At 41.4% G+C, this 18,650-nt stretch carries 17 protein-coding genes and 2 tRNA genes; 7 read left to right on the top strand and 12 right to left on the bottom strand.

Annotation, left to right across the window (positions count from 1 at the left end; genetic code table 11):
• Window positions 1-5: 5 nt before the first annotated feature.
• Together AB4128_RS12585 and AB4128_RS12580 are read right to left on the bottom strand one after the other, a co-directional pair.
• Window positions 6-752 (bottom strand): ion transporter, encoded by a 747-nt coding sequence (locus AB4128_RS12585; RefSeq protein WP_372037869.1) that lies wholly within the window; start codon window positions 750-752, stop codon window positions 6-8.
• A gap of 56 nt (window positions 753-808) precedes the next feature.
• Window positions 809-2,032: a low temperature requirement protein A gene (locus AB4128_RS12580; RefSeq protein WP_372037867.1), complete on the bottom strand. Its 1,224-nt coding sequence runs from the start codon at window positions 2,030-2,032 to the stop codon at window positions 809-811.
• Between the two features lie 300 nt (window positions 2,033-2,332).
• On the opposite strand from AB4128_RS12580, the gene AB4128_RS12575 reads away from it, so the two are divergent.
• The 4 genes from AB4128_RS12575 to AB4128_RS12560 all read left to right on the top strand — a co-directional run bounded on the left by AB4128_RS12575 (window position 2,333) and on the right by AB4128_RS12560 (window position 4,905).
• Window positions 2,333-2,917 carry an NAD(P)H-dependent oxidoreductase gene (locus AB4128_RS12575; RefSeq protein ID WP_372037865.1) on the top strand — a complete coding sequence of 195 codons (585 nt, stop codon included), beginning with the start codon at window positions 2,333-2,335 and terminating at the stop codon, window positions 2,915-2,917.
• A gap of 10 nt (window positions 2,918-2,927) precedes the next feature.
• Window positions 2,928-3,494, top strand: a complete 567-nt coding sequence (locus AB4128_RS12570) for a carboxymuconolactone decarboxylase family protein (protein ID WP_372037863.1) — start codon at window positions 2,928-2,930, stop codon at window positions 3,492-3,494.
• Between the two features lie 77 nt (window positions 3,495-3,571).
• On the top strand, window positions 3,572-4,228 hold the full coding sequence (locus AB4128_RS12565) for a DsbA family oxidoreductase (RefSeq protein WP_372037862.1): 657 nt from the start codon (window positions 3,572-3,574) through the stop codon (window positions 4,226-4,228).
• Between the two features lie 137 nt (window positions 4,229-4,365).
• Complete coding sequence (locus AB4128_RS12560) at window positions 4,366-4,905, top strand: redoxin domain-containing protein (RefSeq protein ID WP_372037860.1); 540 nt, start codon at window positions 4,366-4,368, stop codon at window positions 4,903-4,905.
• 107 nt (window positions 4,906-5,012) lie between these two features.
• Here the strand turns inward: AB4128_RS12560 and AB4128_RS12555 are convergent, their stop codons facing one another.
• The 5 genes from AB4128_RS12555 to AB4128_RS12535 all read right to left on the bottom strand — a co-directional run bounded on the left by AB4128_RS12555 (window position 5,013) and on the right by AB4128_RS12535 (window position 8,732).
• Window positions 5,013-5,378: a helix-turn-helix domain-containing protein gene (locus AB4128_RS12555; protein ID WP_138241251.1), complete on the bottom strand. Its 366-nt coding sequence runs from the start codon at window positions 5,376-5,378 to the stop codon at window positions 5,013-5,015.
• A 154-nt stretch (window positions 5,379-5,532) separates the two neighbouring features.
• Window positions 5,533-6,117: an NAD(P)H-dependent oxidoreductase gene (locus AB4128_RS12550; RefSeq protein WP_372037858.1), complete on the bottom strand. Its 585-nt coding sequence runs from the start codon at window positions 6,115-6,117 to the stop codon at window positions 5,533-5,535.
• A gap of 209 nt (window positions 6,118-6,326) precedes the next feature.
• Window positions 6,327-6,923: a tyrosine-type recombinase/integrase gene (locus AB4128_RS12545; protein ID WP_372037856.1), complete on the bottom strand. Its 597-nt coding sequence runs from the start codon at window positions 6,921-6,923 to the stop codon at window positions 6,327-6,329.
• A 194-nt stretch (window positions 6,924-7,117) separates the two neighbouring features.
• On the bottom strand, window positions 7,118-8,437 hold the full coding sequence (locus AB4128_RS12540; RefSeq protein ID WP_372037854.1) for a tyrosine-type recombinase/integrase: 1,320 nt from the start codon (window positions 8,435-8,437) through the stop codon (window positions 7,118-7,120).
• A gap of 204 nt (window positions 8,438-8,641) precedes the next feature.
• Window positions 8,642-8,732, bottom strand: a tRNA-Ser gene (locus tag AB4128_RS12535).
• A gap of 255 nt (window positions 8,733-8,987) precedes the next feature.
• On the opposite strand from AB4128_RS12535, the gene AB4128_RS12530 reads away from it, so the two are divergent.
• A complete protein-coding gene (locus AB4128_RS12530; protein WP_372037852.1) occupies window positions 8,988-10,727 on the top strand; it encodes an AAA family ATPase in 1,740 nt (579 codons plus the stop codon).
• 72 nt (window positions 10,728-10,799) lie between these two features.
• Entirely contained in the window at window positions 10,800-11,315 is a 516-nt protein-coding gene (gene fabA, locus AB4128_RS12525; protein ID WP_055022980.1) for a bifunctional 3-hydroxydecanoyl-ACP dehydratase/trans-2-decenoyl-ACP isomerase, read from the top strand.
• A gap of 160 nt (window positions 11,316-11,475) precedes the next feature.
• On the opposite strand, the gene rmf is transcribed toward fabA, so the two are convergent.
• The 5 genes from rmf to rlmKL all read right to left on the bottom strand — a co-directional run bounded on the left by rmf (window position 11,476) and on the right by rlmKL (window position 18,103).
• Window positions 11,476-11,652, bottom strand: coding sequence for a ribosome modulation factor (gene rmf, locus AB4128_RS12520; protein ID WP_055022981.1), 177 nt, complete (start codon window positions 11,650-11,652; stop codon window positions 11,476-11,478).
• A gap of 196 nt (window positions 11,653-11,848) precedes the next feature.
• On the bottom strand, window positions 11,849-13,741 hold the full coding sequence (locus AB4128_RS12515) for a DUF3466 family protein (RefSeq protein WP_372037849.1): 1,893 nt from the start codon (window positions 13,739-13,741) through the stop codon (window positions 11,849-11,851).
• Window positions 13,742-13,766: 25 nt separating this feature from the next.
• A complete protein-coding gene (locus AB4128_RS12510; RefSeq protein WP_055022983.1) occupies window positions 13,767-15,692 on the bottom strand; it encodes an ABC transporter ATP-binding protein in 1,926 nt (641 codons plus the stop codon).
• Window positions 15,689-15,934 carry a glutaredoxin family protein gene (locus tag AB4128_RS12505; RefSeq protein WP_055022984.1) on the bottom strand — a complete coding sequence of 82 codons (246 nt, stop codon included), beginning with the start codon at window positions 15,932-15,934 and terminating at the stop codon, window positions 15,689-15,691. The genes AB4128_RS12510 and AB4128_RS12505 overlap by 4 nt, the downstream gene beginning before the upstream one ends.
• A gap of 21 nt (window positions 15,935-15,955) precedes the next feature.
• The gene (gene rlmKL, locus AB4128_RS12500; RefSeq protein ID WP_055023169.1) at window positions 15,956-18,103 is read right to left on the bottom strand and encodes a bifunctional 23S rRNA (guanine(2069)-N(7))-methyltransferase RlmK/23S rRNA (guanine(2445)-N(2))-methyltransferase RlmL; all 2,148 of its coding nucleotides are present in this window, start codon (window positions 18,101-18,103) and stop codon (window positions 15,956-15,958) included.
• 355 nt (window positions 18,104-18,458) lie between these two features.
• Here rlmKL and AB4128_RS12495 point away from each other — a divergent pair.
• Window positions 18,459-18,535: transfer RNA gene (locus tag AB4128_RS12495), tRNA-Met, on the top strand.
• The last annotated feature ends 115 nt before the right edge of the window (window positions 18,536-18,650 follow it).

Raw genomic sequence — 18,650 nt, 5'->3', positions numbered from 1 at the left:
GCAGACTACTCATTTCTTTCAGCTTGCTGTTTTAGTATTACTTTCAATTCCCGAACCTCTGCTCTGAGAGTATTCACCTCTTCTAAGATCTGAACCTCCATCTTGCGCTCGTTAGAAGTGTCCATGATCCAAGAGGCGAGAACGGCGGTAAAGCTACCAAACATACCAACGCCGGTGGTGATTAAAATAATGGCTACAATGCGCCCTTCTAGTGTCACAGGGAAAAAATCCCCGTAGCCAACCGTTGTGATGGTGACGAATGTCCACCAAAACGCATCGCCAGCGGTGTGAATATTGGCACCCGGCATGTCCTTCTCAAGATAGAGGATGTAAATCGAGCCAAACACCATCATCATCAATGAAGTCACCACCATAAAATGTAGTGACGTGGACGCTTTGTTCGCATTGATTGCATGAGAAATCATAGAGACAGATTTAATTGCACGGATTAGGCGAAACACACGAATCAAACGAGCAAATTGGTTCATCTCCATTAATGGAATACAAGAGATAAGGTCAAGCCAGCCCCATTTCATGTATTCAAGCTTTGATGGCGCAGCACGATATTGCTGCACAAAGTCGATAAAAAAGATCACACAAATAAAGGTATCTACGTAAATCAGTATCTGGATAATTTCTGGCGGTAACTTAAAGATCAGCTCAACGGTTAAAGAGATCACAACAAACAAAGACAGCATTAAGACTGCCAATTGAAAGCTTGTGATTTGTTCCGGTACTTTTGGTCGATACATAATGGCTATCCATTGAACCGCAAAGTAGAACTGCCCTGCGGTTCAAACAAAGGGGCTTAATCGTGCTCTTGCCCAGCTTCTTGATTAGCTTCTTGAGTCAGGGTTTTAAATGCGCTTCTCACTGGAATGAGGATCTGAGAGAACAGCGCGGCTCCCCATACGACATTAGCTACAATTGAAGGAACAAACGGTACGATAGCCAGCGTCACGAAGCACAGCGCAATACCGATATAACGAACTTTCGCAGTAGCAAAACGATGGGCAGTGCGAAGTTCAATCACGTTTTGAATCTGAAGCAAGCAGTACAGGTATGTTGCCAAGCCTAAACAACCAATCAACGCATATTGGGATGGGTATTGATCCATGAAGCCAATCTTCACTTCCGCTGACAGTGCAACACCTATCATGACAGCAGAAAGCATCAAGAACAGGTGAGAAATCGTCCATTTAACCAGTGTTTTTGGCTCATGATCACGCGGCTTACCGTTGCCAACAAAGTCAAAATAGATCCAACATAAAACGAAAATAGAGAGACCACCAAATGCGTAATTAACAAACACATCACCCACCACATTATCGATGCCCTTTTCTGCAAGAGTGATGACAAGCTTAAAAAAGCCCTCACCAGCAACGATTAGTAGTAGCAGTGCAAAACGTTCCGCCATATGGCCAAAGCGCGGTAAGAATCGTTTGCTGTAAAGTACGCCAACTTTTGGAGCAACATACAACACCGCTAAAACCCCCATCCCGGCAGCAAATACCATGTAGCTATATGGCGCAGGAAGAAACGCACTAATAAGGAAGATGACTGAGCCAATGGCAAAGTTTCGTGACATGCGACTTGGTAGACAAGTCTCACTATCTTCGACCGTTTTAGCCCTGAAATAGAGCAGCGACATTATCGCTCGGTTTATCGCGTAACCTATCGCAAAGTAAGCCCAACCAGCGCCGTCAATATGCACAATAGCCGATGACATGATCATAATGGTGACAATCTGAGCCGCCATAATGTAACGGTGCTGGACATCGGTGCTGACATAAATGGAGTTAAAAAGGCTTAAGTCAAACCACGCAAACCAGATCACGGTAAACAGTGCAGCGAAAATTGCAAAACCGCCAAAGCCAAGGTGATGGCTTAAGAAGTTCCCAAGAACAAAAATCGATACCACATGGGCTAAATCGTAAAAAAGCTCAATCCAATGCACATGATCACTGCTGCTATCGGCATCAAGATGATGTTTTGGTTTGCGCCACAATGGGTGTTTTGGGGATAAATCCATACAGTTACGTCCTATAGATTGGCACTCTATTCTGTTTATGCGGTTTATTATGGTAACCTCCTGAGATATTTCAAGTAGTATCCTTTTAGTAACCTATTTCTGCTTACCTACGCCCCCCCTTAACCTTAAAAAAACAAAAAAACTATTAAACAATAACTTACTGTTAATTTCACTGAGAATTACAGTGGTTACTAAAAGTTAACTAGTTGCAGTCTAATTCTAGGTAACCATAATAAACCGCAAGACAGCGAAATCATCTTCGCTTTGTAAAACAGTCAATTCATTGAAGGGTTAATTATCATGAGTAACGTTCTAATCATTAACGCACACGAGCCATCTCCATTTTCTGAAGGCAAGCTAAATTCTGCTTTAGTCGAGAAAGCTCGCACCACGTTAGAGTCAAAAGGTCATCAAGTTCGCGTTGTTACCATGCAAGAAGAAATTGTCGTTGATGAGCAACTGGCACACTTTGAATGGGCAGACCGCGTAATCCTTCAGTCTCCTGTTAACTGGATGACGATTCCATGGTCATTTAAAAAATACATGGATGAGGTATTCACCGCTGGTATGGGGGGGGCGCTATGTGCATTTGATGGTCGCAGCGCAGAAGAACCGAAGAAGAACTACGGTACGGGCGGCACTCGCACTAACACAAAATACATGCTGTCTTTCACATTCAATGCACCTGAAGAGTCATTTAATGATGAAAACGAATACCTATTCCAAGGTCGCAGCGTTGATGATTTGATGTTCCACATGCACGCAAACTTCCGTTTCTTTGGAATGTCTGCACTGCCAACGTTTGCTTGTTATGACGTAATGAAAAACGGTGACATCGAAAGTGACTTCACTCGCTTTGAAGCACACCTCGACACTAACTTTTAAGGAGATAACCATGAGCACTGAATTTACTTATTACAACGCAAAAACTGCGCCTGAAGAGTCTAAAGCTCTGGTAGAACAGTCTCTTAAAGGCTTTGGCATGCTACCAAATCTGCACGCTGTTCTTGCTGAAGCACCAGCGACGTACGAAGCATACAATACGGTTTTCGAACTGTTTATGAAGAACACAACATTTAGCCCGCTAGAGCAGCAGGTGGTCTTCATGACAGCAAACTTTGAGAACAACTGTCACTACTGCGTTCCGGGTCATACATGGATGATGAAAGCAGGCAAAATGCCAGATGAAGTGATTGAAGCGCTGCGCGAAGGTACTACGATTCCTGATGTGAAGCTACAAGCGTTGCATGATTTTACCAAAGAGCTGCTTGATAACCGTGGTCATATTGGTGATGAAAGACTGCAAGTATTCATCGACGCTGGATTTACTAAACGTCAAGCGCTGGAAGTGCTGACTGGCTTGTCTGCTAAGCTTATTTCAAACTTCACTAATGCACTCGCACATACTGAACCCGATGCGCCATTCCAGAAGTTTGCGTGGACGCACCCTAGCGAACGTTAAACGCAGTCAAAGATAAGCAAACGCAAATCAAAGCACTGCTTGCCGCGTGTGCGCAGTGCTTTGAGTAGGAAACTCATATGAATAATACAATTAAGCTCGACATTATTAGTGATGTTGTCTGCCCGTGGTGCATCATCGGATACAATCATTTAAAAGCAGCGATCGAACAGCTTGGCATTGAAGATCGGGTCGAGATTGAGTGGCAACCTTTTGAATTGAACCCTGATATGCCTGCTGAGGGAGAAAACCTTCGTCAGCACGTTGCACGCAAATATGGCAGTACAGTTGAAGAGAGTAAGAATGCTCGTATTCGCATTACTGGCATTGGCGCAGAGCATGGCTTTGAATTCAACTACTTTGATAACATGAAGATGGTGAATACGTTTGATGCCCACATTCTGCTTGATTACGCCAAAGAGTTTGGCAAACAGACTGAGCTAAAATTACGTCTGTTCTCGGCATTTTTCAGTGAACAGAAAGATGTCTCTGATCGTGACACCTTAAAGCAAGAGCTTATCTCTGTAGGTCTTGATGCTGAAGAAGGAATGCGTCGGCTCGACGACACACAGCGACGCAGTGCGATACGTAACGCAGAGAAACAATGGCAGCAAATGGGTGTTTCAAGTGTGCCAACAGTCGTCTTCAACCGTGAGTCTGGCGTTTCTGGGGCGCACCCAGTTGAAGGTTATAAACAAATCCTATCTGAACTGATGGCTAAGGCGGATGCAGAATAATGCTTTGCCGTTTTCATCCAGACGAGGTAGACATTCTCACGCCCATAACTAGGTTACTAAAAGTATACTGGTTGCAACTTATTACTTAGTGTCTTATCTTTTTCTAATTAGTTGTGACTTCAATCACAGGAGCCGAGATGACATACTCACAAAAACTCAAAGCGGGCGACGCTTTTCCTACATTAGAGGCAACAAAGCTGGATGGAACCAAAGTCAAGCTAGGCCAACCTCAAGGTGATGCAACATGGCAAGCGGTGTTTATCTATCGTGGTAAGCATTGTCCACTTTGCACCAAATACCTTAATGAAATTGAGATCTACAAACAGGCCTTCAGCGATGCAGGCGTTGATATGTTGGCTGTCTCTGGTGATTCAAAGCAACAATTAGAGCAACATCTAGAAAAGCTCGATATCAGCTTCCCAATTGCTTATGGCCTAACTGAGCAACAAATGAAGACGTTAGGACTTTATATTTCTCTACCGCGTTCTGAAGCAGAAACGGACCATAACTTTGCAGAACCAGGGCTATTTGTCGTCAATGAGCACGGCGATGTCCATGTCGTTGACCTATCAAACAACCCATTTGTAAGACCAGAGCTTGGCGCATTAACTCGTGGTTTGGCCTGGATTCGCGATCCAAACAACCATTACCCAATCCGAGGCACGCTAGACTACTAAGCCTCAAGCCTTCAAAGGTAAGAATTAAAAAAGGCAACCTCGTAACAGGCTGCCTTTTTTAATTCGGTTGTCAGTGATTGTTATAGCCAACACTGTTGAGCGGCACATCATTTAATCTGAACATTGTTACTTTCAGACCACTTCCTCAATTCATCAAGAATCGTCAGAGCGCTTGTACCTAACTCTGTCAGCTCGTAGCTCACCGCTAATGGCTTGTCATTGATCACGCGACGTACCACCATATTTTCACTTTCTAGCTCTTTTAGGCGTTGGTCAACCATCTTCTTACTGGCTCCGCCCAACATTCTTGTAAGATCATTAAACCTCACTGGGCCGTCTTTCAGGTGGTAGATGATGGAACCCTTCCACTTAGAACCCAAGATCCGCATACCTTTTTCTATCGCACAAGGCTCAGAGCAGGCATTGATAACATTCTTACGCCCTTTTGGGTCTATTTCTACTCTTGCTTTCATACAACCTCATCAATCAAGAAACCAGATAGCTGGGGTTCATTCATTGAAAGAAGCCACAAATATCTGGTTTAAGTCTTACGCCATAGTAGCACTACGCGCCAATTGAATTAAGTTCTCAGTAGAGGTAATTAACGAACCCTACTGGTCTTGTTAATTAAAATAGCTCATTAAGTTGCGATTCAAAGCGTGCAAAGTCATTTTCAATATCGCCATTCTTCATCACATCATAACAAGCGAAAGTCGGCAATGCTGACATACCAAAGAAACGAAAGTTAGCGTGCATGTGGAACATTAAATCATCCACACCTTTACCTTGGAATAAGAATTCATCTTGATCATCAAAAGATTCTTTTGGTGCGTTGAATGTCAGTGAAAGCATATATTTGGTGTTAGTACGCGAGCCACCTGTACCATAGTTCTTAGTTGGCTCTTCTGCGCTGCGACCATCAAAAGCACACAATACGCCGCCCATACCAGCAGTGAATACTTCATCCATATATTTTTTGAAAGACCAAGGGATCGTCATCCAGTTTACTGGGGATTGCAGAATAACACGATCAGCCCACTCAAAATGCGCTAACTGTTCATCAACGACCCATTCCTCTTGCATGGTTACGATGCGAACTGAATGACCTTTCTGCTCTAATAATGTCGCCGCTTTATCTACCAAAGAAGCGTTAAGTTTACCTTCTGAGAATGGTGATGGTTCGTGGGCATTGATGATAAGAACGTTACTCATAGCTAATTACTCCGCAAAAAAATAGATTGGATACACAAGTGAAACCCTCGTCTCTTGTGTCTTGCGGTATATATTAGTTACCTGATATTGGATTACAATTAGTATACTTTTAGTAACCTACTCTTAAGAGTATATGGAATGACTCATATAGGGTCACAGACTGTCAGAGACTAGCTAATTGGAACCCTAAGAAATAGGGCTCCTTTCAACTAACAATCAGTGCCTTCTGAAAGTAATAATGCATCTTCTAGTTCAACACCAAGATAGCGAATCGTGTTATCTACCTTTGTATGTCCCAGTAAAAGCTGCACCACTCGAATGTTTTTCGTTTTTTCATAGACTAATGTAGCTTTGGTTCGCCTCATTGAGTGAGTACCATAAAGATGAGAATCCAACCCAAGATCTGATGCCCACTTTCTGACTAGGGACCTATAGTACGAATAACTAATTGGTTGTTGCTCTCGTCTTAGGCTTGGAAAAAGAAAATCGCTGGCGTCTAAAGCAGAAATCAAAATCCATTTCATTAGACTTTGTTGAGTTTTTGTCGTTATTTCAAATTGAACTTCAATGTCTGTTTTTCGTTGAGTATGCTTAACACGACTGAATATCCTACCTTGAGAAGATACATCGCAAACCCTGAGCGAGAGCAAGTCACTTGCTCTAAGTTTGCCATCAATAGCTAAGTTAAGTAGCGCAAGCTGCATCAAACTATTTTTAATCTCTAGTCTGGTTCTGATCAGCCAAATTTCCTCAAGCTGAAAAGGCTTTTTGACGCCACTTCGTTTTGTTTTGTTGAAAACCACCATAATGACCTCCTTCTTATTTGGTCATCACGATTGTAGTTGGAAGGAAATGGACAAAACTGAGTGTATAATTAATCATTAGTAAAAGTAGGTCACTAGTGATGCAAGAAACAAGTCAATATTGTTGCGCTAAGTAACTTTGGGGCAGAAATGAGCTACACACTCCTCTATCACTTTCGAATAAACACACCCGATCATCAAATATTATATTCAAGTCGCTCAATGTATTTGAGTAACGCCCTAGCCTGCATATCCTTCCCATAGCGGCCGTAGGTGATGTTTGGGTTTGCGTGGCCAACTATCTGCGCCACAATATGTTCGCTGATATCCAAACGCTTAAACTCATCGATAAAAGTGTGTCTTAGACTATAAGCCGTTGGTCGTTGACTCGCTTTCATGCCAATGCAGGTTTGTAATATCGATAGGTGCTTACAATAGGTCTTTGACCAATCTTCCACTAACCCCACTGGTTTATAATTAAACAACTGGGGATGTTTTTTACGTGTTTTTACAAATTCAATAAAGCCCTGCTCTATCAAGGTTTGGTGGATTGGAATACTGCGTCTTGCATTGGCATTCTTAATACGTTGCCCTTTGCCGCTGTCATCAACGTTAATGCAATGAATACCTTCGATTACGACGATGTCACTGGGCTTTAACTGACACGCCTCTGATGGCCTTAGGCCGCCATAAAGCATCAATCGGGTGACCCACTTAAAATCCGCTGTTGAAGCTTTAAATTCGGCTGAATGTATCAGCCTTTTTAGTTCACTCGTATCCCAACGGTCTCTTTCTTGGTTGGCTTTAACTTTGGGCTTTTGCCCTACTGTCACGTTTTCAAAAGGGTTATGGCTGCAGTAGTTCATTAACCTGCACCACTTAAAAAACTGAAATACGGCCGCTAAGTATTCTTTATTACTTTTATAGCTTCTGCCCTGTGTGAGTAGCTCATCACGGTACTTCATCGCATCAGCCGAGGTGATATCGTTAACGCAAATAGCTTGGGTGCTTTTTGGTGACCAGTTGCCGATTGTTGGCAGTAACTTAATGAAGTGACAGGTTCGCTGTTCAAGTTGTTTAATAGAGAGTGGTCTAATGCCTGACTTCTCTTTTGAAGTAACAAAACCTGCTAGAGCATCATGTAACGTCACCACGGACATTGCTTGAGCTACAGCCGTGGTTTCACGGTGTTGTGACAGCTTAGTGTCTCTAATGGGGATGCTATAACTTGCTGGCTTTGTACTGATGGTTGACTTGTTTTTCTCAAATTCACTGCGAAGACTGTTAATCACTTCATCAACATAACGAATAAAGTCATTGATACAGGTTTGATGGTCTATGGTATTGATGATTTTTTTCAGCGTGCCTGCGACATCGATATTGCGAATAACCGCTTGTGCTCTGTCACGAGTCAACAAAGAAACTTTAATATCAAAAGGAAAGCCTTTATCGCGTAACGATTTGGCTAAACAGATACGTGTGAAGTACACGTTATTAGGAGCTCTATAAAGGTACATTGTCTGAGTCAATCCTCTCAGAAAGCCCCTCAAACGCCAGAAACAAAAAAAGCCATTGATAATCAACGGCTTTTCTCGTATTTAATATGGCGGAGAGATAGGGATTTGAACCCTACATTGATTACGCTACAAACCCATTGCCAATATTTCAAAATACAGAAAGCAAAAAGCCCGTTACTTTGCAGTAACGGGCTTCTCTAAATATGGCGGAGAGATAGGGATTTGAACCCTAGATGGGCTACAAACCCATGCCGGTTTTCAAGACCGGTGCATTCGACCACTCTGCCATCTCTCCGAACGCCGTGAATAATATAAGTATCAGCGGTCATTGTAAACCGTAAATTTTGAAAAATTATTCAAATGGTCATCAAATCGTCTTTTTAGATAATAATTAACCAAAACAACCCCACATTTCGCAGTTAACAACGCCAATGAATAGGCTTATTTAAAATCGGTAGCGATTGTTATACGAATCATTTCAGCCATATGACGATGATATGACGACATAGTGTGCTAAAATCGCAATTAATTATTTCTAATACTTGTAGCTATGACCACAACTTTGATCCCGACGTCGCAACTTGCACCTCAATTCACTTTACCTCAGTCTTTACCGAGTACCGTTTACTTAAGCCATTTGCTATTAGGTCAAGAGCGAGCTGTCGAAGCTTTTCAGCTAATGACTAAGCTTGAGAATCAACATCTATTCTTGGCTGATTATGCGGGTATCGATCGTCAATTATTAATAAAAGCGATTGTCGAGCAAGCTGATACGCCATCTGACTCCTATTTAGTGGCCAGCAAAACGCCCACTGAGGATTTGGATTTTAGTTTTCGATGGCAAACAGCATTGCCTGCAGCATCAGTTGGTATTATTGCAAACCAAAATAAGTCATATCATTACCTCAGTGGCTCTATTCGCCGCGCTGAACTAATCGGAAGAATGGTTAAAACTGACAAGTCTAGCCAATATAAGGCAGGAATATTAGCCAGTCACCATTATGTATTCATCGACGTAGAGTCATTATGGAAGCGCGAAGGGCTTTGGGAATTTGTGATGCAAATTCTCCAAGATAATTGCTACAAAATTAACAGTGAACTTGCCCCTATTCCACTTAATTGTAAAATCATTTTAGTGGGTAATGCTAACTTATTCAGTCATTTGCGTTCTGAAGATCCGGTATTTTTAAAGTACTTCCCTTTACTGGCTGAACTCAATTCAGAATTAGATCTAACCCAATACTCTGAAGCCCAATATTTACAGTGGTTACATAGCCTCGCAAAGCAAGTCGACGTTACATTAGAAACTTCAGCCCTAATGACGTTATTTTGGCATAGTGCAAAGCTCACTGAACACCAACAACGCTTAAGCCTATCAAGCATTTTATTATCACAATTAATGCTTCAGGCAGCGAGTTATACAACATCAAAAACGGTCAGCGGCACGTCAGTTACCAAAGCCTTAAAACAAGCTAAACGTCGCCACGAAACCTCTGAGCTTTATGCCGCTCAAAACTTTGCAGATAATTTCATTAATTTGCAAACATCAGGTGAGATGATAGGCCAAATAAACGGATTAACTGTGGTCGATACCGACGATGCAAGCTACGGTGAGCCAGCCAGAATTACCACAACAGTTCATTATGGTGACGGCGAAGTTATCGATATTGAAAGAAAATCTGAATTAGGCGGTAACATTCATACTAAAGGCATGATGATCCTTTCAGCCTCTTTGTATCGTATATTCGGCCGCGATGCGCCATTACATTTGAATGCCAATATTGTATTTGAACAATCCTATCAAGAAATTGATGGTGATAGCGCCTCACTAGCAGAATATTGCTGTCTAATGTCAGCAATTGCGGAGCAACCTATTAATCAATCGATTGCAGTCACTGGCGCACTTGATCAATTTGGTAATGTCCAAGCAATTGGTGGGGTGAATGAAAAGATTGAAGGTTTCTATCGCTTATGTTTACAACGTGGATTAACCGGCGAACAAAGCGTCATTATTCCAAAAGCAAACGTGTTACAACTGAACCTGTCTCCTGAAATTATTGAAGCGGTTGCAAATGGTAAATTCCACATTCATGCCATTGAGCATATGGATCAGGCCATCAGTTTGTTAATGGACATTGAAGCAGGCCAGAGAAATGAAGACAATGATTTTCCTGAAAAATCTCTTTATGGTTTAGTTCAGCAGCGCTTAGAAAAAATGGCTGGGCAAGATGAAGAAGAGATTGAACCGTCATTTTTACAACGAATTTTAATTAAATTACGGATAATCTAGTGATCGGAGTTGTTTAGCTTACACGTGTTCGCTATCTTGTCTGCCTATTCTCGAATAAGTGGTAATTTTTAAATGGTAAAAGCTAATAGTTTCACAAAAGAAGAGCTAATCGCTTGCGGTAACGGTACCCTTTTTGCGCCTAACTCACCTCGCTTACCTGTTGATAATATGCTGATGATCGACAGAATTACCAAAATTAATGAAGATGGCGGTGAATTTGGCAAAGGCGAAATCGTCGCTGAACTCGATATAACACCTGAGTTATGGTTTTTTGATTGCCACTTCAATGGTGATCCCGTTATGCCTGGTTGCTTAGGTTTAGATGCCATGTGGCAATTAGTTGGTTTTTATCTCGGCTGGGAAGGCGCTGAAGGTAAAGGCCGTGCACTGGGTGTTGGTGAAGTTAAGTTTACTGGTCAAGTATTACCAGATGCCAAAAAAGTCACTTACAAGTTAACTTTAAAGCGTAAAATACATCGTAAATTGGTTATGGGAATTGCTGATGCAACAATGGAAGTTGATGGCCGCGAGATTTATTCCGCTACAGATCTAAAAGTCGGTATTTTCAAAGATACATCGACTTTTTAAGCAAACTTTTAATTGTCCGTGAATAAAAGTATCTAATCAGTTTAAAGACACTTTAGCTGCCAATACTGCTTACTCAGAGCAAATATGATAAAGATATAGGTTGATACTACTTTAAAGCCCTCAACATCGTTTGAGGGCTTTTTTAATATGTGTTTCCTTACTATTTGTTAAACAATCCACTTAACCTGCCGTCAACACCTTCACGCCACCCGCCTAGCCATTGTGATTTAGAATCTAAAGTGCCATAAGGACAAATTTCTTTCGAACGTCCAGCAATGCCTGCTTGGAATCCTTTAGAAAAAGCTCTATCTAGTCGATCTCTTTTTTGTCTTTTCATTAACACATCCTCGTTTTGTTAATTAAGCTTTTGGGTCGATAAATACCAAAGCTTCATCATTAGGAATAGGCGCTTTTTTAGACAAGATCAATGTCGATTTATGACAAATTTATGGGATTTTAATTAACGTATTGAGAAAAAACAGAAAAAAAAATCGAGGAAAAAACCTCGACTTTTTGTTCAAAAAATGCTCAAGCTAGTTTGCTTTTCGACGACGCAACCAAAGCAAAGGTAAACTGAACAACCAAGCCCAAGATGCCGCACCTTTACGTACATATGGTTCATCTTCTACTAAGTCAGACTCTTTACAAGCTTCTTGATTTCCTGCTGCTGGCTTAAGTACGACCATACGCGTTAAGAATGAAGTAACAGGATCGCCATTACCATCAATCTCAAATAATGGTGTACCGTTCTCACCCAAAATCAAATTACCATCAGTATCATATTGGTAAACTGGTTTACGAACAAAAGCAGTACCAACAATCGTACCTTCTTCATTGATACTGTTTGCTTCTACCACATAAAACTCAGAACCATAGGTAAGAATAGAGCCGTCACCATCAATCACTTCAATTGGGTGACGTGACCAGTTACCGTCTTCATCTTGTTCATAACCTTTTGACTCACAGGTCAAATTGTCATTGATATTGATAAATTCATTATCATTCATGTTAAACAAGAAGGCAGCTTTCGGACGTGGCTTATCTTTATCATAAGTCACTTCAATATTACCGACGACTTGTCCGGCATTGTTAATCGACTTAGGCTTGCTGGTTAGATCTGAGATGCCGTCTTGAAAGTCATCAGGAATAACAATTTCTGCGCCTGGATCATTAATATCGTAATAGAAAAACTTTTCACGTAAGTAGCCACTGATGTATTTTTGTAAGCTACCAATCACGATACCGTTATCGTTAATATCGTATGCAATAGAGCTATAAACTGTATCACTGAAAATATCTGGATCAATCCAGTTATATTGGTAGTCACCATTGCTATCTTTTTGCCAGTAGGCAGCATCCTGGTACAAGTCATCTTCTTTACCATTACGGTATGTATGAGAGCGACCGACGACCACACCATCATTATTGATACCTAAACCTTGAGCAATGTAGTTCAGTGTTGAGTCTTCATCTGGTGTTAGTCCCAATGGAAGTTCTACGATGTTATCTTCAGGTATCGTATTATCAGCTTCAATTTGCCATACATGTGCACGTGTTTGGTAAGAAATATTACGTGTACCGTTTGATGGGTATTGATCTGCCTGAACACAGATTTCTACTGGAACTGGAAACTCAGCATCTTCGTTTTGGCTTGCGTCGATACAATCATCGATACGACCTGCACTGTACTCAATGATATCAGTACTTGCATAACCTGCGACTAGGTTATTATTGTTAACGGCAGCTGCTGCTGACCAACCACCTAGCTCAACAACAAAGTCATCTTCTTCACGAACATAAGTTTCGTATGAAGGGACAAGTTCAATCTCAGTACCGTCTGCGGTCACAGCCACGCCACGCAGTTCAAAATCTCGGTAATACCAAAACTCTTGATCTTCGTCAGTGCCTTCGTAATCAATGGTTTTTTCTGGCGCTGTGTATGAACCCACTTTCACTTCTGAATCGTTCATACCATAAAAATAAGTATCAACAGAGTTAACCACTAACTCGCCTTCATCATCAACTTCTGTTGGTGGTGTTGTACCATTAATGCTGTAAAAGTTTGGATTCCATGGAGACTCAGGGTCATTTTCTTCCGCAGTGAAAGTGAAGTTATTCGCCACAATCGGTAAAAATACCGAATAGACAATCGCTTCTTCAGGCGCAATACCATCTTCAACGTCAATAACATCATCTTCGTCTTCGTCATCAACAGATAATTTCTTTTTACCTTTTGATACGCCAACTAATTCATTATTTGCATTAACAGCTAATGCATAACCACGGCTGGTTCCGTCAACATTTCCTTTGAGATCAAAATCTTCAATATTAACGATTTCGTATACGGGTGCTGCTTGAACACTTCCTATAGCGCCTAGCACACTCAAGGCAACGACTGATAATGCCTTATCAAACTTCGACTTCATTTTAATTCCTATTGTTATTATGCGCTTACTTCAATGACTCGAGTTCTTCCCAACGTTCAAAGCAAGTGTCCAATTCCTGTTCTTTTGTTGCCAACGCTTGTAACACTGTGTTGACTTTATCTTGTGGTTGGCTATAAAAATCAGCCGAAGCCACAGTATTTTGTAACTCTTCTACTTCTTGCTCAAGCTTCTCCATTTTGGCGGGTAATTGATCTAACTCCCGTTGAAGCTTGAACGATAATTTTTTCGGTGCTGCAGCAGCCACTTTCTTCTGTTTTTCTTGCTTAGTTTCTGCAGGTGCTGATGGTATGACAACAGATGTTGCTTCAGGTTCCTCAGAATAAAATTTAGCGCCTTGAGAAACTGCATCATTATAGCCGCCAACATATTCGTGCCATGCACCATTACCGGCAAACCACCAACTACTGGTGACCGTATTATCAATAAATTCACGGTCATGACTTACAATCAGTAAGGTACCTTCAAAATCCGTTAGCAAAGACTCTAACAATTCTAGTGTCTCAACATCAAGGTCATTGGTTGGTTCATCAAGAATAATTAAGTTTGCAGGTCGTAACAGTAAGCGCGCTAACAATAACCGGTTTTTCTCACCACCAGATAAGGCTTTTACTGGCGTCCTTGCTCTGGCAGGTGAAAACAAGAAGTCTTGTAAATAGCTCAAAATATGGCGGTCTTGGCCATTAATGGTGACAGTACTTTTACCGTCGCCAACATTTTCTTCCACTGTTTTTTCAGGATCTAGCGCTTCACGATACTGGTCAAAGTAAGCAACCTCAAGTTTAGTGCCGACTTTAACTTCACCAGATTGTGGCGTTAACTGCTCAATCAATAACTTAATCAAGGTTGATTTACCACAGCCATTAGGACCAATCAGTGCAATTCTATCGCCGCGCATCACGGTTGAACTGAAGTTTTTAACTAAGTCTTTTTCAGGTAGGTTGTAATTTACATTTTTAATGTCGAAGACTAACTTACCTGAACGCTCTGAGTCACTGACATTCATCTTAGCGTTTCCTTGACGATTTAAGCGTTCACTTCGCTCAACTCGTAAGGCTTTCAACGCTCTTACTCGGCCTTCATTACGGGTACGACGAGCCTTAACGCCCTGTCTAATCCACGCTTCTTCTTCTGCTAGTTTCTTATCAAAATGAGCATTTTGTTCAGCTTCAACACGTAACCACTCTTGCTTACCTTCAAGGTACATTTTGTAGTTACCAGGCCAAGATGTGACAACCCCTCGGTCAAGGTCGACAATCCGTGTTGCCATGCGGTGAATAAATCCACGGTCATGGCTCACAAATACAATGGCGCCTTTAAAACTTAATAAAAACTGCTCAAGCCATTCAATGGTGTCAATATCAAGGTGGTTAGTTGGTTCATCAAGGAGCAATAAATCTGGCTCGCTTACTAAAGCACGAGCTAATGCGACCTTACGTTGCCAGCCACCAGATAACTCATTAAGTGGCTTATCAGGGTCAAGCCCTAGCAGTTCACAATTCTGTTTAATACGAGAATCTAAGTGCCAGCCATTGTTATGATCAAGTGACTCTTGTAAACGAGTCATTTGATTAAGCATTTTTTCCATCGCATCAGGATCGGCGGTTGCCACATCATGTGACAATTGGTGGTATCTATCTAATTGTTCACCAATCTCTTTAAGCCCAGCTGAAATATACTTATATACTGTACCCGTTTCTGCTTTAGGCGGGTCTTGCTGTAAGCGGCTGACATTGACATCAGAGGCAATATTGAATTCACCATCATCGAGTAATACGTCACCAGACAATACTTTCATTAAACTCGACTTACCTGCACCATTTCGGCCTACAATACAAACACGCTCACCCGGTAAAATGGTAAAGTCTGCGTTTTTCAATAATGGTGTGTAACCATACGCTAAAGAACCATTATTAATACGAACTAAACTCAAACGACGCTCCTAATAAAATCAGTTAGCTGTGACTCATCAAATGGCCAAAACAGCTCTTTATCACCCACAGATACCACTGGAATTGACACGCCATAGCGTGCAGCGAGATTTTCATCATCGCAGATATCAATATGTTGATAATGAATACCTAATTGCTCAACCAGGGCCTGAGCAATTTCACACAGATGACAACCATCTGTGTGATATAAAATCAAATGACTTTCTGTTGTTTTGCTTTGCAAACGATACCTCTTTGCGTCTATTTATTTAGCGTAAGGAGATTTTGCATGCGTAATTAACCACGTGTTATGGATATGCGGGTTGCGCTTATAATCCATTGGCAAGGTTTGGCTATCGATATTTTTAATATCCATTTTGTACTGGCTTAATAAATCGATGTCCATCTTAAACTTACGCTTGTTATTAGAGAAGATGATCTCACCATCTGGGCTAAGTAACTTAATTAAATCAACCAATAAAGCGGCGTGGTCACGCTGAACATCCCAACTGTCTTCCATTCTTTTAGAGTTGGAAAAAGTCGGTGGGTCGATGAAAATCAAATCAAATTGCTGGTCGCAATCTTTAATCCATTGAATGCAGTTAGCTTGTTCAAATTGGTATTGTCTAACATTGAGATTATTAAGCTCAAAATTCTCTTTTGCCCAAGCAAGATAGGTATTAGACATATCGACGGTCGTTACCGACTTAGCACCGCCAAGTGCAGCATGGACTGACGCCGATCCCGTATAAGAAAACAAATTCAATACACGCTTGCCAGCAGATTTCTCGCCGACCAATTTACGCGTTAAACGATGGTCTAAAAATAGGCCTGTGTCTAAATAGCCAGTCAGGTTTAACTTAAAGCGCGCATTATATTCTTGGGTAATAATCTCAAGCTTTTGCTCATCAAGTTTTTGGTATTGATTAGTGCCTTTTTGACGTTCACGGGTTTTAAGGGTAACTAAATCAGGGTCAATACCTAACGCAGCAGGAAGCGAAAGCAATACATCAGTAAGACGACGTTTGGTAACAGCCTCTGGAATACTGGCTGGCGCTGAATACTCCTGAATCACAACGTGATCGACATATTTATCAATAGCAACGTTATATTCAGGTAAATCGGCATCATAAATACGGTAACTATCGATACCCTCTTTTTTCGCCCATTTAGTTAGTTGCTTCATATTCTTTTTAATACGATTAGCAAATGCTGGCGAAATATCAGCAATATCGACACCTTCTGGCAATACAGGCGCTTCACGACGGGTGCTTTTAGCATGTAAAGTGTACAAGTTAAAGCCACACTCTAATGCACCATTAAACATCTTCATTTGTTTATCAGCTTTAAGCTTCAAGGCTGACAATAATTCGATGTCACTACATAGCATGGCGATTTTCCATCCGCCAAAGTCTTTTTTGAACTTATCACCAAGTTGGTAATAAAGTTGTAATAATTCAGTGATGCTACCTAATCGTTCCCCGTAAGGCGGATTAGAAATTAAAAAACCTTCAGTAACTGGTGGGGTGACATTCAGCGCATCTGAAACGGAAAATTCGATCAAATCAGCGACACCGGCATTTTCAGCATTTTTCTTAGCTAATGCCACTAAGCGAGAATCGATATCAGATGCAAAAAACTTCACTTGGCAACGGGTCTTGCCCAAAGAAGCACGTGCTTTAGCTTCCTGTAGTACGGCTTGCCAAACTGCGTCATCATGACGTTGCCAATGCTCAAACCCAAAACGTGCACGTTGCAAACCAGGGGCGATATCTGACGCCATTAATGCCGCTTCAATGACGACTGTTCCACTACCACAAAATGGGTCGAGCAAATCCGTTGGCTTGGCTTGCCAGCCACTACGGGCCAACATATTCGCTGCTAGATTTTCTTTTAGTGGTGCTTCACCTGTTGTGGCACGATACCCACGTTGATGCAATGAAGGCCCAGAAAAGTTAATCGATACTGTTAATTGATTATTTCTAAAGTGAGCGTCAATTCTAAATTCAGCATTTAACCGTTCAACGTCAGGACGGCGCTCGCCATCATCACGAAAACGGTCAACGACTGCATCTTTAATTTTTAATGCACCGAATTGCGTATTATTGATAAAGCCACCCGTACCATGGAAATCGATACTGAATGTACTCTTATTAGAAAAATGCGACGGCCAATCAATACAGTAAGCTGCGTTATAAAGTTGCTCGGCTGACTCACAAGCCCCTTTATAGATAACCACGACAATGCGACTCGCTAGTCTTGTCCACAATGTAATTCTATAGGCAAGCTCAAGTGGAGCAGAAAAATATACGCCCGCAACGCTTTCCTTAACATCAGTAGCACCAAACTCTTTAAGCTCATTGGCTAAGCTATATTCAAAACCCTTAGGGGCTGCAGCAAAAAAATTTAACATGGAATTGGCAGTCATCATCTCACAGATATAATTAAGTCGGCATTATATACCTAATCAAGAGTTCAAGTGAGAAAATGTGGTTGAATTGGATAAATACTCCTCTTTTTAAGACAATTTAATTCAAATTGCCTCACCAAATGGGTCATTCTCACTAATAAGTCGTTCCCTTAGCCCAAGTATCGCTCGGTCAATAGGCAAGCGACTCAGAATAGAGATAGCGGATTTGGCGATTAAAACGACTGAATGTGACTAAAATATCGATTTATGCTCATTAACCCAGCAAACGATCATAAAATTGTCATTATGACTTGCCAAGTACAGCTTAGGTCGTTATAGTTCGCCCCGCTTAAACGGACGCGGGATGGAGCAGTTTGGTAGCTCGTCGGGCTCATAACCCGAAGGTCGTTGGTTCAAATCCAGCTCCCGCAACCAATTTTGTAATGGTATCAATTGATTACCAATATAATGATGGCAACAAGGTATTATAGCTAAGCTATATCGCACTGTTTAAGCAAGATAGTTTATATTCGGACGCGGGATGGAGCAG

This window comes from Shewanella sp. 10N.286.52.A9 (assembly GCF_041468985.1).
Lineage (GTDB): Bacteria > Pseudomonadota > Gammaproteobacteria > Enterobacterales > Shewanellaceae > Shewanella > Shewanella japonica.
The sequence above is the reverse complement of the archived record's forward strand: the minus strand, read 5'-3'. Positions and strand labels throughout refer to the sequence as shown.